This window comes from Streptomyces sp. Ru72 (genome assembly GCF_002920635.1).
Taxonomy (GTDB): Bacteria; Actinomycetota; Actinomycetes; order Streptomycetales; family Streptomycetaceae; genus Streptomyces.
Window position 1 is genome coordinate 16,884 of sequence record NZ_PQSR01000068.1, and the last position, 25,094, is coordinate 41,977.

The 25,094-nt window shown below is 70.0% G+C and carries 18 protein-coding genes and 1 pseudogene; 11 read left to right on the forward strand and 8 right to left on the reverse strand.

Annotation, left to right across the window (positions count from 1 at the left end):
• Positions 1-6: 6 nt before the first annotated feature.
• Positions 7-1,026, reverse strand: a complete 1,020-nt coding sequence (locus C3488_RS26710) for a LacI family DNA-binding transcriptional regulator (protein WP_103843476.1) — start codon at positions 1,024-1,026, stop codon at positions 7-9.
• 251 nt (positions 1,027-1,277) lie between these two features.
• Between C3488_RS26710 and C3488_RS26715 the strand changes: the two genes are divergently transcribed.
• From C3488_RS26715 to C3488_RS26735, 5 genes are all read left to right on the forward strand, one after another.
• Positions 1,278-3,227, forward strand: coding sequence for a glycoside hydrolase family 127 protein (locus C3488_RS26715; RefSeq protein WP_103843477.1), 1,950 nt, complete (start codon positions 1,278-1,280; stop codon positions 3,225-3,227).
• A 58-nt stretch (positions 3,228-3,285) separates the two neighbouring features.
• A complete protein-coding gene (locus C3488_RS26720) occupies positions 3,286-4,539 on the forward strand; it encodes an extracellular solute-binding protein (protein ID WP_103843478.1) in 1,254 nt (417 codons plus the stop codon).
• A gap of 49 nt (positions 4,540-4,588) precedes the next feature.
• Positions 4,589-5,572: a carbohydrate ABC transporter permease gene (locus C3488_RS26725; protein ID WP_103843479.1), complete on the forward strand. Its 984-nt coding sequence runs from the start codon at positions 4,589-4,591 to the stop codon at positions 5,570-5,572.
• Positions 5,569-6,402, forward strand: a complete 834-nt coding sequence (locus tag C3488_RS26730; RefSeq protein WP_103843480.1) for a carbohydrate ABC transporter permease — start codon at positions 5,569-5,571, stop codon at positions 6,400-6,402. The genes C3488_RS26725 and C3488_RS26730 overlap by 4 nt, the downstream gene beginning before the upstream one ends.
• Before the next feature lie 64 nt (positions 6,403-6,466).
• Positions 6,467-8,209 carry an RICIN domain-containing protein gene (locus C3488_RS26735; RefSeq protein WP_103843481.1) on the forward strand — a complete coding sequence of 581 codons (1,743 nt, stop codon included), beginning with the start codon at positions 6,467-6,469 and terminating at the stop codon, positions 8,207-8,209.
• Between the two features lie 60 nt (positions 8,210-8,269).
• Here C3488_RS26735 and C3488_RS26740 read toward each other — a convergent pair whose 3' ends face one another.
• On the reverse strand, positions 8,270-10,627 hold the full coding sequence (locus tag C3488_RS26740; protein ID WP_103843493.1) for a glycoside hydrolase family 65 protein: 2,358 nt from the start codon (positions 10,625-10,627) through the stop codon (positions 8,270-8,272).
• The gene (locus C3488_RS26745) at positions 10,624-11,361 is read right to left on the reverse strand and encodes a beta-phosphoglucomutase family hydrolase (RefSeq protein WP_103843482.1); all 738 of its coding nucleotides are present in this window, start codon (positions 11,359-11,361) and stop codon (positions 10,624-10,626) included. Before C3488_RS26745 ends, C3488_RS26740 begins: the two co-directional genes overlap by 4 nt.
• Positions 11,362-11,678: 317 nt before the next feature.
• On the opposite strand from C3488_RS26745, the gene C3488_RS26750 reads away from it, so the two are divergent.
• Positions 11,679-12,377 (forward strand): nucleoside/nucleotide kinase family protein, encoded by a 699-nt coding sequence (locus tag C3488_RS26750; protein ID WP_103843483.1) that lies wholly within the window; start codon positions 11,679-11,681, stop codon positions 12,375-12,377.
• Between the two features lie 76 nt (positions 12,378-12,453).
• Here C3488_RS26750 and C3488_RS26755 read toward each other — a convergent pair whose 3' ends face one another.
• The 4 genes from C3488_RS26755 to C3488_RS26770 all read right to left on the reverse strand — a co-directional run bounded on the left by C3488_RS26755 (position 12,454) and on the right by C3488_RS26770 (position 17,417).
• Complete coding sequence (locus tag C3488_RS26755; protein WP_103843484.1) at positions 12,454-14,160, reverse strand: hypothetical protein; 1,707 nt, start codon at positions 14,158-14,160, stop codon at positions 12,454-12,456.
• Between the two features lie 2 nt (positions 14,161-14,162).
• Complete coding sequence (locus tag C3488_RS26760; RefSeq protein ID WP_103843485.1) at positions 14,163-15,065, reverse strand: carbohydrate ABC transporter permease; 903 nt, start codon at positions 15,063-15,065, stop codon at positions 14,163-14,165.
• On the reverse strand, positions 15,062-15,973 hold the full coding sequence (locus C3488_RS26765) for a carbohydrate ABC transporter permease (protein WP_103843486.1): 912 nt from the start codon (positions 15,971-15,973) through the stop codon (positions 15,062-15,064). The genes C3488_RS26760 and C3488_RS26765 overlap by 4 nt, the downstream gene beginning before the upstream one ends.
• A 115-nt stretch (positions 15,974-16,088) precedes the next feature.
• Complete coding sequence (locus C3488_RS26770; protein WP_103843494.1) at positions 16,089-17,417, reverse strand: extracellular solute-binding protein; 1,329 nt, start codon at positions 17,415-17,417, stop codon at positions 16,089-16,091.
• Between the two features lie 224 nt (positions 17,418-17,641).
• Between C3488_RS26770 and C3488_RS26775 the strand changes: the two genes are divergently transcribed.
• The 3 genes from C3488_RS26775 to C3488_RS26785 all read left to right on the forward strand — a co-directional run bounded on the left by C3488_RS26775 (position 17,642) and on the right by C3488_RS26785 (position 22,151).
• Positions 17,642-18,820 carry an ROK family transcriptional regulator gene (locus C3488_RS26775; RefSeq protein WP_181139208.1) on the forward strand — a complete coding sequence of 393 codons (1,179 nt, stop codon included), beginning with the start codon at positions 17,642-17,644 and terminating at the stop codon, positions 18,818-18,820.
• Between the two features lie 103 nt (positions 18,821-18,923).
• The gene (locus tag C3488_RS26780) at positions 18,924-20,033 is read left to right on the forward strand and encodes a Gfo/Idh/MocA family protein (protein WP_103843488.1); all 1,110 of its coding nucleotides are present in this window, start codon (positions 18,924-18,926) and stop codon (positions 20,031-20,033) included.
• Positions 20,034-20,228: 195 nt separating this feature from the next.
• The gene (locus C3488_RS26785) at positions 20,229-22,151 is read left to right on the forward strand and encodes a phosphatase PAP2 family protein (RefSeq protein ID WP_103843489.1); all 1,923 of its coding nucleotides are present in this window, start codon (positions 20,229-20,231) and stop codon (positions 22,149-22,151) included.
• An 89-nt stretch (positions 22,152-22,240) separates the two neighbouring features.
• Here the strand turns inward: C3488_RS26785 and C3488_RS26790 are convergent, their stop codons facing one another.
• Positions 22,241-22,906, reverse strand: coding sequence for a peptidoglycan-binding protein (locus C3488_RS26790; RefSeq protein WP_258053660.1), 666 nt, complete (start codon positions 22,904-22,906; stop codon positions 22,241-22,243).
• Between the two features lie 210 nt (positions 22,907-23,116).
• On the opposite strand from C3488_RS26790, the pseudogene C3488_RS26795 reads away from it, so the two are divergent.
• Both C3488_RS26795 and C3488_RS26800 read left to right on the forward strand, forming a co-directional pair.
• Positions 23,117-23,415, forward strand: a pseudogene (locus C3488_RS26795) (permease); the annotation flags it as partial.
• A gap of 279 nt (positions 23,416-23,694) precedes the next feature.
• Positions 23,695-25,094: glycoside hydrolase family 43 protein (locus C3488_RS26800; protein WP_103843491.1), on the forward strand; the 1,400-nt coding region annotated here is incomplete at its 3' end.

Genomic DNA, 25,094 nt, shown 5'->3' on the forward strand with positions numbered 1-25,094 from the left:
TGGCTCTCAACTCGACTCGCGCACCACCAACCGGCACGGCACGGTGTGCAGGCCCGGTGCGGGCTCCGCATCGATGGCCTCCAGCAGGCGCAGCGCGGCGATCCTGCCGATCTCGGCGAGGTTCATGTCGATGGTGGTCAGGGGCGGGCGGCTGGCCAGGGCCATGGTGTCCCAGTTGTCGTAGCCCAAGACCGCGATCTCACCGGGCACGCTCACCCCGCGTTCGCGCAGCGTGTCGGTGACGCCCCGGGCGATCTGGTCGTTGCCGCAGAAGAAGGCGTCCGTGTCCGGTGCCGTGCGCAGGACGGCGTCGGCGGCGCGGCGGCCCCATGCCTCGCTCCACTCGCCGAAGTGGACACGCCCGGTGGCGAGTCGGAGTGAGGAGCCCTCCAGGTGCTCGATGGTGTGGCGGGCCCGGTCGCGGGCCGCCGCGTGGTGCTCCGGACCGGTGATGTGCGCGATCCGGGTACGCCCGGTGGCCAGCAGATGGTCGACGGCGAGGTGCGCCCCGCCCTGGTCGTCGGAGACCACCGAGGTGTCGGCGGGGTCGGTGGAGGGCGAGAGCGCGTAGACGATGGGGACCGACTCGATGCCGGTCAGCGGGGGGCGGGGGTCCGTGCGGCGGCCGGTGACGATGATGCCGTCGACCCGCCGGTCCATGAGGTTGCGCAGATGGTGCTGCTCCCGGATGGCGTCGCCGCGCGTGTCGCACAGCAGCACGGAGATCTTCCCAGCCCCGAGGGCGTCCTCGGCGCCGAGCAGGACCGGGGTGCTGAACCGGCCGATGCCGTCCGTCGTCATCAGTCCGACCGTCCAGCTGCGGCCGGTGTGCAGGCTCTGGGCGTGCTGGTTGGGTCGGAAGCCCAGCGCTTCCACCGCGTCCAGCACTCGCTGCCGGGTCTCGGGACGCATCCTGCCGCCGCCGTTCAGCGCCTTCGACGCCGTGCCGACGCTGACGCCCGCCAGGGCGGCGACATCGGCGAGCTTGGCCCGGCCGGCGGAGGGGAGGCCTGCAGCAGGAGTCACGGGCAAACCTTTTCCTCGGGGGTAACGGTGCGCATCATCCTGACAGCAGCGTCGGCCTGAGCGCCAGCCCGTGAGCAAGCGGAAAAATATCGTGTCATACCTCTTGACCGCCGCCTGCTTCTGTCCACTACTTTCACCGCAGAAAAACGGTTGCTCAAACATGCACCGCTTCGCTTGTTCGTCTCCTTGCCTCCTCGCAGCCGAAGCGACCGCGTCGGCTGCCACCGTCCCGCGACGCACCCCGGAGAACCATGCCTCGCACACGCACAACCCCGCCCTCCCCGGGCCCGGTCCGCCCCGGTCCGGGGGCCCACACCGCGCTGCGGCCCGCCGCCGCCGGCATCCGCGAGGGCTTCTGGCACGCCCGCCGCGAGGTCAACGCACGCACCTCCATCCCGCAGGGCCCCCACCTGTTGGAGTCGGCGGGAAACCTGCACAACCTGCGGGTGGTCGCGGGCACCGCCGAGGGCGAGTTCCAGGGCACGTACCCGTTCCAGGACTCCGACGTCTACAAGTGGCTGGAGGCCGCCTCCTGGCAGCTCGCCCAGCGGACGGAGCCCGAGGACGACGGTGAACTAGCCGACGCCGTGGACCGGATCGTCGCGCTGGTCGCCGACGCCCAGCAGCCCGACGGCTACCTCAACACCTGGTTCCAGCTCCGCGAGGGCGGTAAGCGCTACGGGGACCTGCGCTGGGGCCACGAGCTCTACTGCGCCGGCCATCTGATCCAGGCCGCGGTGGCCCACCACCGGGCGACCGGAGGCACCGAACTGCTCGATGTGGCCCGCCGTTTCGCCGACCACATCGACTCGGTGTTCGGTCCGCCCGGCAGCGGCAGGCCCATCGACGGCATCGACGGTCACCCCGAGGTGGAGACCGCCCTGGTCGAGCTCTACCGGGAGACCGGCGAACACCGCTACCTGGACCTCGCCGCCTACTTCGTCGACCGCCACGGTCACGGCCTGCTCGGCGGCGAGGCGTACTGCCAGGACCGCGTACCGCTGCGCGAGGCCACCAACGTCGAGGGACACGCCGTACGCCAGCTCTATCTGCTGGCCGCCGCGGCCGACCTGGCGACCGAGACCGGGGAGGCCGAACTGCGCTCCGCCGCCGAGCGGTTGTGGCAGGCGATGACCGCCACCAAGACCCATCTGACCGGCGGACTCGGCGCCCACCACGACGAGGAGGACTTCGGCGACCCGTTCGAGCTGCCCAACGAGCGCGCCTACTGCGAGACCTGCGCCGCCATCGCCTCCGTGCAGTGGAGTTGGCGCATGGCCCTGCTCACCGGCCAGGCACGCTACTCGGACCTGATCGAGCGCACCCTGTACAACGGTTTCCTCGCCGGTGTCTCCCTGGACGGCGAGCGCTGGCTGTACGTCAACCCGCTTCAGGTGCGTGACGGTCACACCGACACCGGGGGCGACCAGTCGGCCCGCCGCACCCGCTGGTTCCGCTGCGCCTGCTGCCCGCCGAACGTCATGCGCCTGCTCGCCTCCCTGGAGCACTACCTCGCCACCTGCGATGACACCGGCCTGCAGATCCACCAGTACGTCACCGGCCGCTACGAGGGCGACATCGGCGGCGTCCCGGTCGCCATGAGCGCCGTGACGGACTACCCCTGGCACGGCGCGATCGCCCTCACCGTCGAGGAGGCCCCCGAGGAGCGGCCCTGGACGCTGTCCCTGCGCGTCCCGCAGTGGTGCCGCGAGTACCGGGTCCGGGTCGGCGACACGGCGTACGACCAGACCGACGCGCCCGTCGACGACGGCTGGCTGAGGCTGGAGCGCACCTGGGCACCCGGAGACCAAGTCGTCCTCGAACTCACCCTCGAACCCCGCCTCACCGCGGCCGACCCGCGGGTGGACGCCGTACGCGGCTGTGTGGCGATCGAACGCGGGCCGCTCGTGTACTGCCTGGAGCAGGTCGACCACCCAGGCGGCGGCCTGGACGACATCGTCATCGACACCACCCGCCCGCTCGCCGTCAAGCACCGCCCGGACCTTCTCGGCGGCGTCACCACCGTCGTGGCCGCCGGGCACCGACGGCACATCCCCCACGCCGGCTGGTGGCCGTACCGGACCGCGGAGGGCGCCGAGGAGCCCTCGGCCGGTGAGCCCGTCGAGCTGACCGCGATCCCTTACTACGCCTGGGCCAACCGCCAGGACGGCAGCATGCGCGTCTGGCTGCCGACCTCCTGAGCGCGCTCCTCCTCCCCCTCCTCCAGCCCCGCCCCACCCCAAGACAACGAGGTCAACCGTGAGACACACCCGCCGCACCCTGCTCGCCGCCGTCGCCGTCATCGGCACCCTCGCCTCCGCCACCGCCTGCAGCGGCGGTTCGGGCTCCTCCTCGTCCTCGTCCGGCAAGTCGGGCGCGACCTACACCTTCTGGGACCCGTACCCGCAGTTCGACGCCTCCTCGGCGTGGGGCAAGCTCGTCACCAAGTGCGGTACCGACGCCGGCGTCAAGGTCAAGCGCACCGGCATGGACACCACGGACCTGGGCAACAAGGCCCTGCTGGCCGCGCAGCAGGGCAACGCCCCCGACGTGATGCTCGTGGACAACCCGGTCGTCTCCACACTGGTGGAGGCGGGCATCCTCAACAAGACCAGCGACCTCGGCCTGGACACGTCCGCGATCCAGAAGAACATCATCGGCGCGGGCACCATCGACGGATCCGCCTACGGCGTCCCGATCGGCGCCAACACCCTCGCCCTCTACTACAACAAGAAGGTCCTGTCCGCCGCCCATGTCGACCCCGCCTCCATCAAGGACTGGGCCTCCCTGACGGCGGCCCTGAAGAAGGTCAAGGCGGCCGGCAAGAAGGGCATCACGTTCTCCGCGATCAACACGGAAGAGGGCAGCTTCCAGTTCCTGCCGTGGTTCTGGGGCGCCGGCGGCGACCTCACCAAGCTCGACTCGTCCAAGGGCGTGGCCGCCCTGTCGCTGTGGAAGCAGTGGGTCGACGAGGGCTACGCGCCCAAGGACGTCCTGCAGAACACCCAGACCACCAGCTGGCAGGAGTTCGCCACCGGCGACTACGCCTTCGGCGAGAACGGAACCTGGCAGCTCGGCAACGCGGCGAAGGCCGGGTTCCCCTACGGGGTCATCAGCGTCCCGGGGCAGACCGGCGGTTCGGCACCCGTTCCGACCGGCGGCGAGTTCGTCACCGTCCCGGTCCAGAAGGACACCTCACGCTACGACGCCAGCAAGAAGATCGTCACGTGTCTGACCAGCTCCGCCAACCTTCTCTCCACGGACAACACCCTGATGTACGTCGCCCCCACCCAGGAGGTCCAGGCCCAGCAGGTGAAGCAGAACCCCGCGCTGAAGCCGTGGGTGGACGCGGTGGCCGCGGCGCGCGGTCGCACCAGCGGCGGTCTGGGGACCAAGTACCCGACCATCTCCCAGCCGATGTGGACCGCCGTCCAGTCGGCCCTGTCCGGCAGCAAGAGCCCCAAGGACGCCCTCGACACCGCGCAGACGGCCGCCGCCAAGGGCAAGAGCTGACACCCGGACGCAGTCGCCCCGGACACGCCACCCGCATTCAGGAGTTCGCATGACCATCGCCCGCGTCGACCGCCGCTCCCAGCGGTCCCCGGCCAGGTCCGGGGCGACCGGCGCCACCCACGGCGAGGACTCGTCCGCACTGCGGCGCCGTCAGCGCCGCAGGAGCCGGCTCACCGCGCTGGCCTTCCTCACTCCGCTGGTCGTCTACCTCGCCGCCTTCTACCTCTACCCGCTCTACCGCAACCTCGACCTGAGCCTGCACAACTACACCGTCCGGTCGTTCGTGGCGGGCGACGCGCCGTTCTCCGGGCTGGACAACTTCAGGACCGTCCTCGACGATCCGACGTTCGGCCCCGCGATACGCCACACCATGGTCTTCACCTTCGTGTCGATCGCCTTCCAGTACGCGGCCGGGCTCGCCCTCGCGGTCTTCTTCAACCGTCACTTCCGACTGGCCGGCACGCTCAGGGCCCTGTTCCTGATCCCGTGGCTGCTCCCACTGATCGTCTCGGCGTCGACCTGGTCGTGGATGTTCAACAGTGAGTCCGGCGTCATCAACTACGCCCTCCACCTCGTGGGCGTGTCACCGGTCGACTGGCTCAACTCCCCCGACTGGGCGCTGACGTCGGTCATCATCGCCAACATCTGGATCGGTATCCCGTTCAACCTGGTCATCCTCTACAGCGGTCTGCAGAACATCCCCGCGGAGCTGTACGAGGCGGCGTCCCTGGACGGAGCGAGCGCCTGGCAGCAGTTCCGGCGTGTCACCTTCCCGCTGCTGCGCCCGGTCTCGGCGATCACGCTGCTGCTCGGCCTCGTCTACACCCTCAAGGTGTTCGACCTGATCTGGATCATGACCAAGGGCGGCCCCGGCGACGCCTCCTCCACCCTGGCCACCTGGTCCTACCAACTCGGCTTCGGCACCCTCCTGCCGAAGTTCGGCCCCGGCGCCGCCGTCGGCAACATCCTCATTCTCATCGCCCTCGTCTTCGGGCTGCTGTACATCCGCGTCCAGAGGAGGCAGGAAGCATGACCGCCCGCCCCGGCACCGCCCGGCGCTCGCGCCTCCACACCGCCATCGGCGTCCTGCTCACCGCCGTGATGCTGTTCCCGGTGTACTGGATGCTCAACGTGTCCCTCACCCCGCAGCAGGACATGCGCAAGACCCCGCCCGACCTCCTTCCGCTGCACCCCACCTTCGAGGGCTACCGGGCCGTCCTCAACGACCAGATGCCCTACCTCGGCACCAGCCTGCTGATCGGCCTGGGCACCGTCGTCCTCACCCTGGTCCTGGCCGCGCCGGCCGGTTTCGCGCTGGCCAAGCTGCGCCCCTGGGGCGGCGGACTCCTCGGCCTCGCCCTGCTCGTCGCCCAGATGATCCCCGGCATCGTCATGGCGATGGGCTTCTACGGCATCTTCCTCGACCTCGGGCTGCTCAACTCCTGGTGGGGACTGATCATCGCCGACTCCACCATCGCGGTGCCCTTCGGCGTCATGATCTTCACGGCGTTCATGTCGGGCATCCCCGGTGAGCTCATCGCCGCGGCCCGCATCGACGGCGCCGGCACCTGGCGCACCTTCCGGTCCGTCGTGCTCCCGGTGAGCCGCAACGCCGTGGTCACCGTCTCGCTCTTCAGCTTCCTGTGGGCCTGGTCCGACTTCGTCTTCGCCAACACCCTCGACGGCGGCGGCGACATGCGCCCGATCACCCTCGGCATCTACCACTACATCGGCAACAACAACCAGGAGTGGAACGCGATCATGGCCACCGCCGTCGTCGCGTCCGTCCCCGCAGCCGTCCTGCTGGTCCTCGCACAGCGCTACGTGGCCGCGGGTGTGACCGCGGGCGCGGTGAAGGACTGAGTCCGTCCCGGACGGGCCAGGACGGACATCCCCCCGATTCCCTCTCCTCAGGAGACAGAATTTCATGAGCCGCACTCGCAGACGCGTCGGTCTGACCGCCGCCGTCGGCACAGCCGTCCTCGCCGCCGGCCTCGCCACGGCCGCCCCCGTCCAGGCGTCCCCGACATCCTCGACCACCCTCGTGGTGAACGCGAACCAGACCCTCCGCCCGGTCACGCACGTCGCCACCGGCAGCCTCTACGGCCTCGCCGACGACACCACCCCCGCCGACAGCCTGGTCACCCCGCTGAAGCCGAACACCTTCGTGCAGATGGCGCCGGGCGGCTCCCAGCTGCCCAACGGTGAGCCGAAGCCCGCCGGGGACGCGCTGGTCGTGGCACCCAAGGCCGCTCGGGCCGGCGCCAAGGTCGTCGTCCGCATGCCGGACTGGTATCCGAACTTCCCGTACAAGTGGGTCAGTTGGAGCGACTGGCTGTCGGCCGTGGACAAGCAGGTCGCGTCCGTGCAGGCGTCGGGTGCCACCGACATCGCCGCGTACGAATTGTGGAACGAGCCCGACTGGACCTGGGACACCACCAACGCGGGCGCCTTCGACGCCGGCTGGGCGCGCACGTACAAGGAGGTGCGCAGCAAGGACACCAAGACCCCCATCCAGGGCCCCAGTTATTCGCATTGGAACCAGAGCTGGATGAGCCAGTTCCTCACCGACGCCAAGGCCTCCGGCACCGTGCCCGACATCATCTCCTGGCACGAGCTCGGGGGGGCGTCCAGCATCGCCGCCGACGTGTCGGCGTACCGCGCCCTGGAATCCAGCCTCGGCATCAGCCCGCGGCCGATCGCCATCGAAGAGTACGGCACCACGAGCGAGGTCGGCGTGCCCGGGCCGCTGATCGGGTACGCCGCCAAGTTCGAGCGGGCCGGTGTGCACGACGCCGAGCTCGCCTTCTGGAACCACTACGGCACCCTCGGCGACACCCTCACCGACACCGGCGGTTCCCCCAACGGCGCCTACTGGGCGTACAAGTGGTACGGCGACATGTCCGGGAACATGCTCGTGACCACGCCCCCGGCCCAGACGGGCATCGACGGCTTCGCCGCCCTCAACGGCTCCGGCGACCAGATCAGCGTCGTCGCGGGCGGCTGCACCGGTTCCTGCGCGGTGACGGTCAACGGCCTGAACTCCCTGCCGGCGTTCGGCGGCACGGTTCACGTGAAGCTGGAGTACACGCCGTCGAAGGGCCGCACGACGGCGGTGTCCGGCCCGATCACCATCTCCGACACCGACTACACGGTCTCGAACGGCTCGATCACGGTGCCGGTGACGATGAACGCCTCCGACGGCTACCACATCGTCGTCACGCCCACCGGCACCTCCACCTCGCTGGCCGGTCGCTACCAGATCACCAACAAGAACAGCGGCCTGGCTCTGGACACCCAGAGCGCCGGCACCGCCCAGGGCACGTCCGTGGTCCAGGCGACCTCGACCACCGGCACCGACCAGAACGGGACCCTGGTGTCCGCGGGCCGTGGCCTCTACAAGATCGTCCAGCAGTCCAGCGGTCTGCTGCTCGGCATCCAGAGCATGAGCACCAGTGACGGCGGCACGGCCCTGATCTGGGGCGACAACGGCACGGACGACCACCTCTGGCAGCTCATCCCGTCCGGCGACGGCTACTACAAGATCGCCAACTACAACAGCGGTCTCCTGCTCGGCGTGAACAACATGAGCACGTCCTCCGGCGCGCAGGTTCTTCAGTGGTCCGACAACGGCACCGCCGACCACCTGTGGAAGCTGACCTCGCGCTGAGGTCCGGGCAGTCGCTGCTCACCGTGCCGGACGGCATGGTGAGCAGCGGCGCGTGCGGTCTCAGCCCTCGTTCGCATCCGGGTGGTTCGGGCGCCGGTGCGGTGGCTGGTCCGGTGCGGGGCGGGGCTTGAGCGGTGGGATGTCCAGGGTCTGCGGCTTGTCCGCGTCGACCGTGAGCGGCTCGCCGTGGTGGTGGATGGTCAGCGGGTCGCCGTTCTGCAGTGTGTAGGTGGCCGCGCCGCGGCCGATCTCCACCCGCAGGCGACGGCCCCGCAGTTGCAGGGTGAATGCGAGGCGGCCGAACCTCTCCGGCAGACGCGGGGCGAACGCGATCCGCTGCCCGTGGTGCCGCATGCCGCCGAAGCCCGCGACGAGCGCCATCCAGGTGCCGGCGAGGGAGGCGATGTGCAGACCGTCGCGCGTGTTGTGCTCCAGGTCGTGCAGGTCCATCAGCGCGGCCTCGTGCAGATAGTCGTAGGCGAGCCGCATGTAGCCCGTCTCGGCCGCCATGACCGCCTGGCAGCAGGCGGACAGCGACGAGTCGCGGACGGTGAGGGGTTCGTAGTAGGTGAAGTTGCGCGCCTTGTGCTCGGCGTCGAAGAAGGAGCTGCACGTGTACATCGCCAGCACCAGGTCGGCCTGCTTGACGACCTGCTTGCGGTACAGGTCGAAGTACGGGAAGTGCAGCATCAGCGGATACTGGTCGGCGCCGGTGGAGGCGAAGTCCCAGCGCTGGTAGCGGGTGAAGCCGGCGTGCTGCTCGTGGACGCCGAGCTCCTGGTTGTACGGGATGTGCATGGCCTCGGCGGCGTCCCGCCAGGCCGCGGCCTCCTCGTCGTCGACGCCCAGTTCCCCGGCGCGACGCGGATGGCGCTCGACCACGTCGGCGGCGGCCAGCAGGTTCGCGCGGGCCATCAGGTTGGTGTACGTGTTGTCGTCGGCGACGGCGCTGTACTCGTCGGGGCCGGTCACCCCGTCGATGTGGAAGGTGCCGTGGTGGTCGTGGTGGCCGAGCGACCGCCACAGCCGGGCCGTCTCCACCAGGAGTTCGAGCCCGGTGTCGCGCTCGAAGCGTTCGTCGCCGGTGGCGGCGACGTAACGGACGACGGCGTCGGCGATGTCCGCGTTGACGTGGAACGCGGCGGTACCGGCCGGCCAGTACGCCGAGCCCTCGGAGCCGTCGATCGTCCGCCAGGGGAACGCCGCGCCCCGCAGACCCAGTTGGACGGCACGTTCGCGCGCGGCGGGCAGGGTGTTCTGCCGCCAGCGCAGCGCTTCCGCGACGGCTCCGGGTGAGGTGTACGTGAGCGGGGGCAGCACGAACATCTCGGTGTCCCAGAAGGCGTGCCCGTCGTAGCCGGAGCCGGTCAGTCCCTTGGCGGGGATCGCGCGCTGCTCGGCGCGGGCCCCGGCCTGAAGGACGTGGAAGAGGGCGAAGCGGACCGCCTGCTGGATCTGCTCGTCCCCGTCGATCTCGACGTCCGAGCGCGCCCAGAACTCGTCCAGGAACTCCCGTTGTTCGGCGACGAGCCCCGCCCAGCCGACGCCTGCGGCGGCGGCGAGCGCCGCGTCGACCTGGTCGCTGATCGCGGGCAGGGACCGGGTGCCGGACCAGCCGTAGGAGACGAACTTCTCCACCCGTAGCGTCTGGCCCGGGGCGAGGGCGGAGGCGACGGTGAGACGGGCGAGGTCGTCGGTCGCCTCGCTCTCGGTCGTGGTGGGGTCGGGGCCGGTGACGACGTGGTCGGCGGCGGCGCCGACCCTCAGGCCGCTGCGCCGGGTGCGGTGCACCAGCCGCAGCCGGGTGCTCTTCGCGAAGTTCTCCTCCGCCTCCAGCGGCGACTCGAGCACGATCGCGGCGCGTGGGTCGCGGTCACGGCCGGGCAGTTGCTCGTTGGCGACCAGCTCGGACTGGACGACGATCCGGGCGGGTTTGCCGACCGGTTCCACCTCGTAGGCGACGGCGGCTATCGCGCGCTGGGTGAAGGAGACCAGGCGGGTGGAGCGCACACGGATCGTGGAGCCGGCCGGTGAGGTCCACTCGCAGGTCCGGGTGAGCAGTCCGGTGCGCAGGTCGAGGACGCGTTCGTGGGAGCGCAGCCGGCCGTAGCGCAGGTCGAAGGGCTCGTCGTCCACGAGCAGCCGGATGATCTTGCCGTTGGTGACGTTGATGACGGTCTGCCCGGACTCGGGATAGCCGTAGCCCGCCTCGGCGTAGGGCAGCGGGTGGGTCTCGTGGACGCCGTTGAGATAGCTGCCCGGCAGTCCGTGCGGTTCGCCCTCGTCGAGGTTGCCGCGCCAGCCGACATGCCCGTTGGACAGTGCGAACACCGATTCGCTCTGGGGCAGGACGTCCAGGTTCAGGCCGCGTTCACGCAGGGTCCAGGGCTCAACGGTGTACGAGTTGTGCGTGATCACGACCACTCCCCCAGGTTCACCAGGTCCGGTACGACGACGTCGGCGCCGTGGGCGCGCAGCGCGTCCGCCTGGCCGACGCGGTCCAGGCCGACGACGTATCCGAAGTGGCCGGAGCGCCCGGCGTCCATGCCGGCGAGCGCGTCCTCGAAGACGGCGGCGGCCTTGGGCTCCACACCGAGGTCGTGCGCGGCGGCGAGGAAGGTGTCCGGGTGCGGTTTGCCGGGCAGGTGCCGTTCGGCGGCGACGACCCCGTCGACGCGTACGTCGAAGAGGTGCTCGGCGTTGATCGACCGCAGCACATCACGGCAGTTGGCGCTGGAGGACACCACGGCCGTGCGCAGGCCCTCGGCCCGTGCGGCGCCGATGTAACGGATCGTGCCGTCGTATGCCTCGACGCCGCGGGTGCGGATCAGCTCCAACAGCAGCTCGTTCTTGCGATTGCCGAGGCCGTGCACGGTCTGCCGGTCGGGCGGGTCGTCGGGGGCGCCCTCCGGTAGCCGGATGCCGCGGGAGGCGAGGAAGGTGCGGACGCCGTCGGCGCGGGGGCGTCCGTCGACGTACTCGTCATAGTCGGTGTCGTCGAAAGGGCGGAAGTCAGCCCCGTCCCGTGCGCGCAGGAAGTCGTCGAACGTCTGTTTCCACGCGGCCGCGTGGACGACGGCGGTCTTGGTGATGACCCCGTCGAGGTCGAAGAGGCAGGCCTGGATACCGTCCGGAAGACCGAGCTTCGTCATAGGAGCCACCTTCCCTCATGAACGCCGGACAGAGGGTGGCGAGTGCCACATTGCGCCCTGTCGACACTCCGTCGGCGGGCCTGGGACGTGGCGCCGTCGCCGGACCCGGCGTCAGGACCTGGTGGACCGCCCGCCGGTGCGGGCGTGGCCGAGCGCGTGCAGGTACCGCCTCGCGCGGCACGGCCCCGAGCGGGCGCGCGTGTGCGCGCCCTTCCCGCAGTGATTCACGTACGCCGGAGACTCGACGGCCGGCCGGTCGCCGGGACCGGTACGCCGGTCTCGCCATCCCGCGCGACCTCTGGTGGAATGACGGGACGATGACCTTCGACGACCTCCTGAAGCGGGCCGCGGCCCTGACCCGCCCCGGCCACCGAGCTGTCCTCGGCATCTCCGGCAGCCCGGGGTCCGGCAAGTCCACGCTCGCCGAGCACCTGGTCCGTGAGCTGAACGGGGACGGGCCGCCGTGGGTGGCGCACGTCCCCATGGACGGCTTCCACCTGGCCGATGCGGAACTCGACCGTCTGGGCCGCCGCGACCGCAAGGGCGCGCCCGACACGTTCGACGCGGCCGGGTACGCGGCGCTGCTGCGGCGCCTGCACGAGGAGCGGGAGGGCGACATCGTGTACGCGCCGGGCTTCGAGCGCGTGCTGGAGCAGCCCATCGCGGGGGCGATCCCCGTGCCACCGTCGGCGCGGCTGGTCGTGACCGAGGGCAATTACCTGCTGCTGGGTACGGGGGCGTGGGCACGCGTACGGGCGTACCTGGACGAGGTGTGGTTCTGCGAGATCGACGAGCAGGAGCGCGTCCGGCGGCTGGTGGCCCGGCACGAGGAGTTCGGCAAGGAGCACGACGCGGCGGTGGCCTGGGTGCTGGGCACCGACCAGCACAACGCGGACCTGGTCGCGGCGACCCGGGACCGCGCCGACCTGATCGTGCAGGCGACGGCCCTGCCGGTACCGTACGGGCTGCCTCCGGCCGGGCCGGGAGCCGTCGACCCGCCCCTGACGCAGGCGTGAGTGGCCCGGCCCTCCGGGTGGGTCAGCCGGGCCGGGCCGCCCCGCGCCCGGACCGGCCCGCAGGTTGAACGACAGGTCAGGGTCGGCGGGCACGCAGTGCGACGCTCAGTGTGTGCGGGCCGTATCCACCGACGTAGACACGTTCCCCGGTCACCGCATCGGTTCCGCCGAGCAAGGTGTAGTCCTGGCCTGGGTCGTACCGCAGGACGTCGGTCTGGTCCGGCCCTGCGAGCGGCTCCCCGGCGCGGACGCCGACCTCGACGCGGATCTCACTGTCGCCCGCCCGGTAGGTCATCGCCCCGGTCCCGAGACACCAGTGTCCGTCGCCGATCGGTACGGCACCGTGCACTACGCCTCCCGGCCGGAAGCTCAGCTCGAGTGCCCACGGCACCCGCGGGCCGGCCATGTCGCACCGGATGTCGGCACCGTCGTCCCGGAGTTCCACATCGACGCGGGTCGTCAGCGAGACCTCGTCCCGCGGCCGCTGCGCGAACGACATCGCGGCCGAGAAGCGTCCCTCGTCCGCCATCTCGTAGGCGCCGTCCGCCCGTCGCTCGGCCGGCCGGAGCGGCTGGTAGTAGGCGGCCGTGAGTGTTTCGGTGAGCCGGTACCGGCCGTCTCCGAGAGATGTCATGTCCATGGCTCGGAAGGGCCCCAGGTCGAAGAAGCCCCGCGACAGCCGCACCGCGTCGAGGACCGCGTCGCCCGCGAAGAGCCGCAGGAAGGTCGGATCGCAGGCGAGGCCCGAGCGGATGTGCCGGTGCTCGGGCACGTCCGAGCCGCCGTAGACGACGGTGTGCGCGGTGGCGGAGGCCCGTGAGGCAAGGCGCGCCGTGGTGATGTACCGGTCGCGGGGAAGCGTTTCCGGCGCCGGTGCCGGCAGCTCGCGGCACAGGTCCGGGGTCAGGATGGTCTCGGCGAGCAGATCGGGGTCGTCGACGCCGCAGGTTGCCGCCAGCCGCGCCGCCCGGCTGAAGTCGCCCCGGCCGGTACGGATCGCGAGCAGCCGGTAGTGCGGCAGGTAGGGCGCCAGCGAGAACCGCCGGCTCTGGTCCTGCCGCCGCGAGTGGACGGTTTCCACCGTGCCGTCCGGCCTGATGAGGTCCAGGGTCGCGGTGAGGTTGCGCTCGACGGCATCCAGCAGGTCGTTGCGGCCGAGGACGTCGGCCAGCAGCAGCAGCGACGGGTTGGACACGTGCGCCGCGTAGTTGGCGCTCCGTTCGGAGTACAGGCCCTCCGCATCGATGTCGACGCCCTCGGCGAGCCATGCGTCGATTCGCTCGAGCAGCCGGCCGTCGGGGAACGACCGGTGCAACCGGGCCAGTGCCGCGCACAGTTCCCATCGGTGGTTCGGCGTGTGGACCCCGCCTGTCCGGAGGCTCTCGGAAGCCGCGCCGGCGATCTCGGCGAGAGCGGCGGCGACCTCGCGCAGTTCCGACCCCCCGCTCGCGGCAATGACGTACGCGTCGCACACGTCGTTGATGGTGAAGGCGGAATCCGGGGGTGACTGTACGTTGTCGCCACCGGCGAAGAGACCGGAGGGTGTCTGCACGGCCCGGAGAGCGGCGAGGTGGGTCATCGTGGCGGCGATGGCCCGCCCGCTGCCGTGCAGCGTCGAGTCCGGTGAACGGTACGCGGCGAGCAGTGTCTTCACCCGGTGCGCCAGACCTCGGTGGGAGACCCCGGCAGGTTCTTCGTCCGGGCGGGCCGCCAGCGGGACGGCAAGCCGGTCGGCGGCCCGGGCCACCGCGCGGACGAACTCGCGGTCGAGCGTGATCTGCACGGTCAGTCCTTCAGTCCGGCATTGATGTCGGCGCTCATGACGTAGCGCTGGAAGACCAGGAAGATGACGATCAGAGGGATCAAGGAGATGACCGATGCGCCGAGCAGGACCGACCAGTTGATGTTCTGCGCGCCGACGATGCTCTGGATGCCGATCTGCACGGTGAACTTGTTCGGGTCGTTGAGCATCAGCAGCGGCCAGATGTAGTCGTTCCACCGCCACTGGAAGGACAGGATGGCGAGGGTCAGCATGATGGGCCGGGAGAGCGGCACCATGATCCGCGCGAAGATCGCCAGTTCGCGGGCGCCGTCGATGCGTGCGGCTTCCACGAGTTCGTCGGGCACCGTCAGGAAGAACTGGCGGAACATGAAGCATCCGGTCGCGGTGAGCACGGCCGGGAGGATGATGCCGGCGAACGAGTTGTAGAGGCCGAGGTTGCGGACCACCAGGAACTCCGGGGCGAGCATGACCTCGGACGGCAGCATCGTGGTGGCCAGGATGCAGACGAAGAAGACCTTGAGCCATTTGTTGTCGTACTTGGCCAGCGCGTACCCGGTGCAGCAGCTGACACCCACCGTGAGGATCGTCGTGATCACGCACACGATGGCCGTGTTGATGAAGTACTGGGAGAAGTTGGCGCTGCGCCACGCTGCCAGGTAACCCGACAGGGTGGGGTGGTGCGGCACCAGCGTCAGCGGATAGGAGAACAGGTCGCTGGCCGGCTTGAGGGAGCTGAGGATGAACCACAGCACCGGCAGCCCGTACAGGCACGCCAGGATCCACATCAGTGTCGTCGCGGGCACCGCCCGCCGGAGCCCACCGCCGGCCGCGTTGCGGGGGAGCTTCTTGGAGACGGCTTGTTCGGCATCGGCGTCGAGCGGGCGTGGCATGTCTGTGGTTGTCATCGGTTCTCCACCCGCCGGTTGACGATCAGCTGGATGATCGCGACGGCCATCAGGATGAGCATGAGCACGAATGACGCGGCGCTCGCGTAGCCGATCTGGCCCCGTTTGAAGCCGGTCTCATAGATGTACTGGACGAGCAGGTTGTTCGACGATCCGGGTCCGCCGTTGTTGAGGGCGACGAACACCGGGTATTCCTTCATCGCGTTGATCGTGTTGAGCAGGATGACGATGAACGAGGTGGGCGCGATGCTCGGCAGCGTGATGCTGATGAACTGGCGCCACGGACCGGCGCCGTCGAGCGAGGCCGCCTCGTAGTACGACACCGGTACGTTCTTGATCGCCGCGATGAACAGCAGCATCGTGAAACCCGTCCACATCCAGGATGCCGCCATCACCACCACCAGCAGCGACAGGTCCGCGTTCGACTGCCACGGAACGGCACCTCCGCCGAGCTTCTCGATGACGTAGTTGACCAGTCCGAAGTTCTCGCCGAACAGCCACCGCCACAGGACGCCCACGACGATGGGCGACAGCAGCCACGGAATGAAGAAGATGACGCGGGCGACCGACGCGCCCTTGGCGTGCTTGTTCACCACCAGGTTGGCGGCGAGCAGCGAGAGCGCGAAGTTCAGCGGGACGAAGAGGACGGTGTACAGCAGCGTCCGGCTCAGCGCGTCGTAGAACGTGGAGTCCCCGAACAGGTTGTGGTAGTTGTCCAGTCCGACCCACTGGAACACCCCCACGCCCGTGTAGTTCGTGAAGGAGTAGACGAGACCGATCACCGCCGGCCAGACGAAGAACAACGCGAAGAGCACGACGTTGGCCGCGATGAGGACGAGCGGCGCAAGGGTGTACTTACTGCGTCTCCTGGGCGGGCTCGCGGACACGTCCGAGGCGCTTATGGTCATCTTCCTGACTCCGTGCTGGTGGAATGGATTGCTGTGGGCTCACGCATGAGCCCGGCATCACACGGGCGTCAGGGCCGGGCGGCGGTGTCTCGACTCCGCCGCCCGGCCCCGCGGCCTACGATCCGCCGCCGACCTGCTGGTTGTAGCCGGCCACGATGTTCTCCAGGGCCTTGTCGGACGACTGCTGGCCGTTGATCGCCTTGCCGAGCTCCGTCTTGGTCGGGTCCTCGGTGAGGCTCTTGCCCTTCAGCACCCACTGCGTCTGCGCGTTGTTGAAGTAGCCGGAGATCGGGGCGTAGAGCGGGATCTCCTCGTTGTACAGCTTGAACGCCGCCTGCGCCGCCTCGGAGGTGAAGGGGTACTTCGGGTTCAGACCGTTCTCGACCGGCAGGAATCCGGAGGCCTCGCACAGCTCACGGTAGTGGTCCGGCTCGTAGATCCAGGACAGGAACTTCTGCGCGGCGGTGGCCGCGGCGCCGTTGTTGTTGAAGCCGACCATCATGCCGCCGCTGTTGACGTCGCTGGCCTGCACCGGCTCGGCGGGCGTCGGGACGCTGGCCCAGTCGAACTTCTTGATGCTCTCGGCGAAGGCCGCGACCTGCCACACGCCGGACCAGTAGGCGACCACGTCACCGCTCTGGAACATGGCGGACGGATCGGCGCCGCTGGTCCACACCGACTTGGGCATGGTCTTGTCGTCGTTCCATCCGACGAAGGTGTTCACGGCCTTCTTGGTCGCCGCGTCCACGGAGAACTTGCCGGAGGAGTCCGCGTGGACGTACTGCCCGCCCATCTCGTACACCATGGCACGGAGCCGGGAAGGCGACTGGTCGAACGCCAGGGAGTACTTGGCGCCGGTCTTCTCGCGGACCTTGTTCGCCGCGGCGATGAAGTCGGTCCAGGTCCAGGTCTTCTGGGGCGAGGTCGGGAAGGAGACGCCGGCCTTCTTGAACAGCGACTCGTTGATGAACAAGCCGGACGCGGTGATGTCCGAGGGGATGGACAGCACCTTCCCGGACGAGTCCTTGGCGAGGAAGTTGGCGTTGATGTTGTAGCTCTTGTTGCCGGCGATGGACTTGAGGTCGATCAGCTTGCTCGACCAGATCGGGTCCAGTGCCGGCACGGCCGCCACGTCGGGCAGGGAGTTCGCCTGCGCGGCGTTGTGCAGCTTCGTCGTGTAGCCGTCGTAGGGGATGTTGACGAGCTTGACGTCGACGCCGGCTTCCTTCTTGTACTGCGCCACCAGCTTCTTCCAGCCCGCGTCCTGCCCCGGGACCGTGGAGATCCAGAACGTCAGCGACTTCGAGTTCCCGCCCGAGCCGGACCCCGACCCGCAGGCGGAGAGCAGAAGGGCACCTGCCGCGGCCGCGGCAGCGAGGGGAACCACGCGGCGTATGCCGCCACGGCCGAGTCGGCGGGAGCGCCGCACACCCACACTGGTCATCTTCGATCCCTTTTCGTCGTAGCGGACGGAGCACGCCACCGGCCGCTGGCAGTAGCAGGTTCCCGTTTCCTATCACTGTGATGGAATACCCACAAGGGTTGGCGGCATCTCATTTGCACATCTGGCGCTCTTGTCGCGCAGCAGGGGGCTGATAGTCTCCGGGCCACAGCCGAGAAACGAGCGGACGAGACTTATCCTCAGTCCGATGGTTATTGGGGAGGGTTGTGAAACGACGGGCGCCGCGCACCGCGACAACTCGGCACGTCACCGAGATCAACCGGACCGCGATCCTAGACGTACTCCGCGAGCACGGACCACTGTCTCGACGTGACATCCAGGAGCGCACCGGGCTCGGCTCGGCCACCATCGAACGCCTGTGCTCGGCGCTCATAGAGGAAGGCTCGGTCGAACTCGCGGGACAGGTGCGATCCTCGGTCGGCCGGCCCTCGACGCTGCTGCGCTTCGCGTCGTCGGCGCGCGCCATCATGGCGGTCGACGTCACCGAGTACACGGCACGAGGACGCCTGGTCAACCTGGGCGGAACCACGCTGTACGAGGAGAGCCACACCTTCGATCTCGACGGCCAGGACGCGGGCGCCGCCCGCATCAACGGGCTGCTCCACCTCGTCGACCGGCTGACCTCCCCGGAGACGGGGGTGACGGCGCCGATCGTCGCCATCGGCATCACGGTTCCCGGCATCGTGCACGCGGGGGTCGTGTCGAAGGCGGTCGAACTCGACTGGCGGGAAGTGCCGCTCGCCGACATCGTCTCGGCACGGTGCGGTCTGCCGATCCACATCGAGAACGACGCCAACGCGACGGCCTACGGCGAGTGGACCGGCGGAGCCCTCGCGAACGCACAGAGTGCCGTCGCGCTCGTGCTGGGCGCCAGACTGAGCGCCGGGATAATCAACGAGGGACATCTCTACCGTGGGCACCGGTCGGCCGCGGGTGAGATCGGCTTCCTGCTGACCTCCAGCGCGTCGTTCGCCCGCTACTTCACGGAACAGGGCGACGTCGAGTCGACCCTGGCGGCTCAGGTGCTTCCGTTCGCCGCCCGGGAGGGCCTGCACGGCAAGCGCATCGGTCCCGCGTTCCGCGCGATGATGGCCTGCTGCCGGGAGGGCGACAGCGAGGCCGCGCGGGCCCGCGACGAGTTCTTCGACTCGATCGCCCTCGCCCTCGTCGCCACCTCGGTCGTGCTCTCGCCCCAGGTCATCGTGCTCGCCGGCGCGTTCGCACAGTACAGCGAGGAGTCCGCGGAACAGCTGACCAAGCGCCTCGTCGGCCGGATCCCCTGGGTGCCGCGGATAGCGGTGAGCGAACTCGGCTTCGACGCGGCGATCACCGGCGTGAGCGCGCTGACGATCGAACACGCCCGTTCCGCGACGTACCTCGCATGATGCCGTCGGCATGTGGCGCCCGGACGTCACCGGGCGGGCGCGCCGTCGGCAGCGCGACAGCCCTACTTCCTACCACCAGCCGAACCAGGATGGAGCGTGAGCAATGGATGAAATGATACGGATTGCGGTGGTGGGTACCGGCGACGTCGCCATGGACCACGCGGCCGCGCTCACGTCCCCCGGTCCGGTCGCCGCTCGGATCGTGGCTGCGGCGGACACCGACCGGACCCGGCTGGACGCCTTCCTGGCCAAGCACGGGGCACCGGCCGGCTACGACGACCTCGACGAGTTGCTCGCCCGGTCCCGCCCCGACCTGGTGTATCTGTGCACGCCGCCCGGTCTCCACCGCGAACAGACACTGGCCTGCCTGCGCTCCGGGGCCAGCGTGCTGGTGGAGAAGCCACCTGCTCTGTCGTTGCGGGAACTCGACGAGATCGCCGCCGCCGTGAGCGACCCGCCGTGGTTCGCGACCGTGTTCCAGCACCGTTTCGGCCGGGGCCAGGCCCGGCTCAAGGCCTTGGTGGACTCGGGACTGCTGGGCCGCCCGCTGCTGGCGGTCTGCCACACCACCTGGTTCCGCGACCAGGCGTACTTCGACGTGCCCTGGCGCGGCCGGTGGGACACCGAGGGCGGCGGACCCACGATGGGGCTCGGCATCCACCAGATGGACATGATGCTGGACCTGCTCGGCGACTGGACCGAGGTGCGGGCCGTCACCAGGACGCAGGCGCGCCGCACGGAGACCGAGGACGTCTCGCTGGCGCATGTGGCGTTCGCCAACGGCGCCGTGGCCTCCGTGGTGAACAGCGCCCTCTCGCCGCGTCAGGAGTCGTACCTGCGTTACGACTTCGAGCACGCCACCGTGGAGGTGACGCACCTGTACGGGTACCGGGACGAGGACTGGCGTGTGACGCCGGCACCCGGGCACGACGACGTGCTCGCCGCGTGGCAGGCCGGCCTGACCGGTGCCGGGGACGGGGCGGCCGCGCAGAACTCCCGTAGTGGGCACTGGGCCCAGTTCGCGAAGGTGCTGTCCTCCCTGCGCGACGGCACCCCGCCGCCCGTGCCGCTCGAAGAGTCCCGGCGAACTCTCGCGCTGGTGGCCGGTATCTACGCGTCCGCCGCGACCGACCGCCCGGTGAAACCCTCTGACGTCTCTCCCGGTACGCCCTTCTACGACAGCATGGCCGGCAGCCGCGTCGGCCCCGGCTGACGGATCGACCTCGTTCACGTACAGGACACGTCCCGGTCGACGAACTCTCGCCGAGGGGACACGGCTCGGCCGTAGATCTTCGCTCGTACGCATCAGCTGACTCGGGTGCCTCACGAGCCGTCCACGAGTCGCAAGCGATCGCACGCCACTTCCCACCCCGGCCGCACGGCCGAAGAACTGAAGAGAGGCTCACGCATGTCGTCACCCGCCGGGCACCACACCACCTCGTCCGTGAACCGCCGAGGCTTCCTCAAGACCTCGCTGGGTGCCTCGGCGGGGCTCCTGGCCGCGCCCACCTTCGCCGGCTGGCTCGCCGCGGCGGACGCCAAGGCCGCCACGGGCCCCGCCGCGTTCGTCGACGACTACCGGACGAACGTGCTCGCCAACCTCACCCCCGAGACCAACGCGGTCGTCCGCGTCCTCGGCGGCATGAGCACGGTGTGGAAGACGGGCGACGCCTGGAACACCGGCACTCCCCTGATGCCCGAGGTGCTGCGTGCCAACATGCGCTACTGCGCCCGGATCACCTCCGCCCGCACCGACGCGCAGGCGAAAGAGGCGTTCCTGTACGACCGGCAGCACCAGAGCTACGCGATGATCGCCGGCCTGGGCCCGCTCGCCGACCTCTACAAGGCGGGCGCCCAGGCGGTCACGTCGATCACGAGCGCGCCGGACGGCACGCCGCCCACCAAGATCGACGATGCTGTGCCCGCCGACGCCCCCGCAGGTTCCGCGCTCGGCGCCGGCTCCCACGACTCCGCGCTCGGCAAGGTGGCCGAGCTGGTCGACACGGTGCGCGGTCCCTACGCGTCCGGCAACCCGGCCAAGTACGCCTACCAGTACCCGCGTCCGTGGCGCATGAACGAGGACAGCGAGGTCGTCGACACCGGGAGGACCGACGCGCTCGGCTACCCGGTCTACGAGTCCGACGTCGTCGTCGCCCCCCAGCTGCTGCGCCAGCGCAGCACCTCCCCGACCGACGACGGCGGGTTCCCCAGCGGCCACACCAACGCCTTCCACCTGGCGGGGCTGGCCTACGCGTACGCGGTCCCGGAACGCTTCCAGGAGCTGGTGACCCGCGCCCTGGAGCTGAGCCACACCCGGATCGTGGCAGGCATGCACTCCACCGTCGACGTGATCGGCGGGCGCGTCATGGCCACCGCCCTGGCCGCCGCCACGCTCGCCGACCCGGCCAACGCCGGCCTCAAGGCCGCGGCACGCGCCCAGGCTCTCGCCTACTTCCAGGAGAAGACCGGCGCGACGGCCGACACGCTCTACGCCTACGCGCACTCGGCGGGCACGGACACCGACCCGTACGCCGACCGGGACGCCAACGCCCGTGCGGTCGGGCCCCGGTTGACCTATGTGCTGACCCGCCACGGGTGCCACAGCGACCTGACCGTGCCCAAGGGCGCCGAGGTGCTGCTGGAGACGCGGCTGCCGTACCTGGACGCGGCGCAACGTCGTGAGGTGCTGCGCACGACCGCACTGCCCTCCGGCTATGTGCTGCTGGACGGCTTCGAGCAGTGGGGGCGGCTGAACCTGTTCGCGGCGGCGGACGGTTACGGCTCCTTCGACTCGGACGTGCGTGTGACGATGAACGCGGCCGAGGGCGGGTTCGCCGCGCACGACAGCTGGCGCAACGACATCGACGGCCAGGGCGGCCTGACCAAGCGCGGCAGCGGAACCCTGACCCTGACCGGGGACAACCGGTACACGGGCGGCACCGTGGTCGAGGACGGCACCCTGGTCGCCGCTTCGCGGAGCGCGCTGGGCCACGGTGATGTGCGGGTGACGGGCGGAACGCTGGAGGTGACCGGCTCCGTACGGGTGCGCGGCTCCTACGCGCAGGCGGCCGGAGGGGCCCTGGACGTCACGCTCCGGGCGGGGCGCGAGGCGGCGCTGACGGTGGAACGGCGCGTGGTACTCGACCGCGCCGGCGTGCTGACGCTGCACCTGGACGAGGACCGGCCGCCGGCCGCGGGCGCCGCCGTACCTGTGGTGGCGGCAAGGTCGCTGCGCGGGCAGTTCGGGCGCGTCACCGTGGCGTCGGACGCCTACCGGGCGGTGCCGGTGTACACGGCGGAGGGGCTGGCGGTGCGGCTGCTGAAGCGGTAGCCGGTCGCAGTCCGGGGGACGGGCACGGGAGCGTACGGATCGAGGGTGAGCGGCCGCCGTACGCGTACCCGTGCCCGTGCCGCACCTCGCTAGAGCGTGGTGCGGGACTCGAGGTCGCGACGGGTGTCGTTGCCGTAGACGCCGGTCTCGTCGCCGCGGATGCCGTACCAGAGCTGGAAGCGGGCCACGGCTGCGGCGAGCGTGGCGTCGTAGCGGCCGTCGGTGGAGCCGTGCTCGTAGACGTCGGGGATGCGCAGCAGGCGTTTTTGCAGTTCCGTCACCTGCGGACCGCTGTCGCCCTCGCGCAGGGTCCCGGGGCCGTCGGGGTCGGTGCCCGTCCGCTGGGCGGGGGCGCTGGTGGCGGGTGGCCGGGGCGGCGGGGCCGCGGCGTGCTGCTCGGTGCCGTCACCCTGCGGGCCGGGCAGGAGGAGGGCGGCGCCGAAGCCGATGAGGGCGGCCGCGGTCACCCCGACCGTGATCGCCGCGCGGCGCAGGGTGAGTCCGTCGTCGACGGGCCGCTCGCGCCGGCCCCGGGCGGACGGTACGGGAGGCAGTTCCTCCGTCGCGTCCTCGGCGGTCGCCGGCGCCAGGTGGACGACGATCGGCTCGTAGCCGGGTTGCGGCGGGCGCCCCTCCCCTTCCTGCAGCTCTCTGACCAGTTCGGCCAGGGCCTCGGTGCGGCGGCGGCGCACGACGTAGGTGGGTTCCGGCACCCGGCGCCGCAGCGACTGACCCTGCCCGGTCGGTGTCGACACACTGCTCTCCTTCCGTGCCCGCGGTCTCCCGCCGTCCCGGGAAGAGATACGCGTGGGCATGCCGACCGGTTCACCGGCAATCCACCGTCACCATGGTGACGGTGCGTCCGTCCGACACCCGGCGACGGGTCCGGCTCTCGCACCGGCATACTGCGGCATACCCCCAGGGGGTACAGTCCGGTGTCGGACCATCAGGGAGGAGGGCACCTCATGTGGGACGCGATCGTCCACGCGCTCGCCATCACCGGATCGATGACCTGGGAGATCACCTGGGCGTTGATTCTCGGCTTCGCCCTGTCCGCCGTGGTGCAGGCGGTGGTGCGCCGGTCGACCGTCGTACGGCTGCTGGGTGACGACCGGCCGCGCACGCTGGCCCTGGCCTCCGGACTCGGCGGGCCTCCTCCTCGTGCTCATACGCCGCCGTCGCGCTCGCCCGATCGCTGTTCCGCAAGGGCGCGAACTTCACGGCGGCGATGGCGTTCGAGATCGCCTCGACCAACCTCATGATGGGCGGGGCGCCCGGGGACGAGCAGCACACGCCGACGCACGAGGGTCATCACTCCCCCTGAGTACGGCTGTTCACCGAGCGCCCCCGGCCGGGCGTGAGGCCGGGAACGGGCCGTGCCGACCACGGCACGCCGGAACGCCGCCCGAGGGGGCCACCGCCCCACAGGAATCGGCAAGCATCGCCTTCACCATTGACGCTCACTCAGCTCGCCTCTACCTTCTGATCGATTCATCGAACCGCGTTCGAAATCCCGGCCCCCGCACGCCCCTTTGGAGAGCGCATGAGCGTCCACCCCCGCCCCAGTCCGCGGCCGTCGCGCCGGCTGTTCCTCGGTATGGCCGCGACGGTGCCGCTGGCCCTGTCCGCCGACCTGACCGCCGGCGCCCGGCCCGCGCGCGCCGCGGACTCGGCCTATGTGATGGGCTACTTCACCGAGTCGCCGAGCGGCACCGGCACCGACTACGGCCTGCACCTGGCGGTCAGCACGGACTCCCGCCACTGGATGCCGCTCAACCAGAACAACCCCGTGGTCACGCCCACCGAGGGCGCCGGCGGCCTGCGCGACCCGTTCATCCTGCGCAAGCAGGACGGCACCTTCGTCGTCCTCGCCACCGACCTCAAGGGCACCGACTGGAGCTACGTCAGCCAGTACATCCACGTCTGGGACTCCGCCGACCTGCGCACCTTCACCGGCTACCGCCGCCTCAGGCTGCACGACATGAACACCCACAGCTGGGCGCCCGAGGCGTTCTGGGACCCGGCGCGCGGCCGGTACGCGATCATCTACTCCGCCGTCAACGGCAGCGGCCACAACGTGATCATGGTCAACTACACCGCCGACTTCCTGACGGCGTCGTCCCCGCAGGTCTTCTTCGACCCCGGCCACGACGTCATCGACGGCGACATGGCGGTAGGGGTCGGCGGCATGAACTACCTCTACTTCAAGGACAGTTCCAAGCAGGCTCTGGTGGGCGCGCGGTCCATGTCCCTGGATCCCGGCAGCTTCACCGTCTTCAGCACCCCGGTCGCGCACGGCGGCACCGAGGCACCGATCCTGGTGAGGTCGCAGACCTCCAGCGCCTGGTACCTGTGGGGCGACACCTACACACCCAACGGCGTCTTCTACGCCTGGCAGAGCACCGACCTGGCCTCCGGCACCTGGACGGCCCTGAACCAGCGCGACTACACCCAGCCGGTCAACTCCAAGCACGGCACGATCCAGCCGATCACCACGACCGAGTACACCAACCTCGTGGCCAGGTGGGGCGCTCCCGCCTGGCGGCGGCTGAAGTCGTACAACTATCCGGCGCGTTACGTGCGGCACTCCGACTACGTCGGCCGCATCGACGAGTATCCCTTCGACCCGTACACGGACGCGCAGTGGAAGCTCGTGCCCGGTCTCGCCGACAGCTCGGGAGTGTCCTTCCAGTCGGTCAACTACCCGACGCGCTATCTGCGGCACTACGACTACCGGCTGCGGCTGGACGTGAACGACGGTACGTCGACGTTCGCACAGGACGCCACGTTCTACTCCACGGCGGGGCTCGCCGACTCCTCGTGGACGTCCTTCCGCTCGTACAACTACCCGACCCGCTACATCAGGCACTCCGATTACGTGCTGCGCATCGACCCGATCTCGACGGCCACCGACCGGGCCGACGCCACGTTCTCCGTCGGCTA

Bases quoted from the DNA above. Each gene is read 5' to 3' on its own strand.
- C3488_RS26715 (WP_103843477.1), top strand. From the start codon at position 1,278: ATGCCTCGCACACGCACAACCCCGCCCTCCCCGGGCCCGGTCCGCCCC.
- C3488_RS26725 (WP_103843479.1), top strand. From the start codon at position 4,589: ATGACCATCGCCCGCGTCGACCGCCGCTCCCAGCGGTCCCCGGCCAGG.
- C3488_RS26730 (WP_103843480.1), top strand. From the start codon at position 5,569: ATGACCGCCCGCCCCGGCACCGCCCGGCGCTCGCGCCTCCACACCGCC.
- C3488_RS26735 (WP_103843481.1), top strand. From the start codon at position 6,467: ATGAGCCGCACTCGCAGACGCGTCGGTCTGACCGCCGCCGTCGGCACA.
- C3488_RS26745 (WP_103843482.1), bottom strand. From the start codon at position 11,361: ATGACGAAGCTCGGTCTTCCGGACGGTATCCAGGCCTGCCTCTTCGAC.
- C3488_RS26750 (WP_103843483.1), top strand. From the start codon at position 11,679: ATGACCTTCGACGACCTCCTGAAGCGGGCCGCGGCCCTGACCCGCCCC.
- C3488_RS26760 (WP_103843485.1), bottom strand. From the start codon at position 15,065: ATGACAACCACAGACATGCCACGCCCGCTCGACGCCGATGCCGAACAA.
- C3488_RS26765 (WP_103843486.1), bottom strand. From the start codon at position 15,973: ATGACCATAAGCGCCTCGGACGTGTCCGCGAGCCCGCCCAGGAGACGC.
- C3488_RS26770 (WP_103843494.1), bottom strand. From the start codon at position 17,417: ATGACCAGTGTGGGTGTGCGGCGCTCCCGCCGACTCGGCCGTGGCGGC.
- C3488_RS26780 (WP_103843488.1), top strand. From the start codon at position 18,924: ATGGATGAAATGATACGGATTGCGGTGGTGGGTACCGGCGACGTCGCC.
- C3488_RS26785 (WP_103843489.1), top strand. From the start codon at position 20,229: ATGTCGTCACCCGCCGGGCACCACACCACCTCGTCCGTGAACCGCCGA.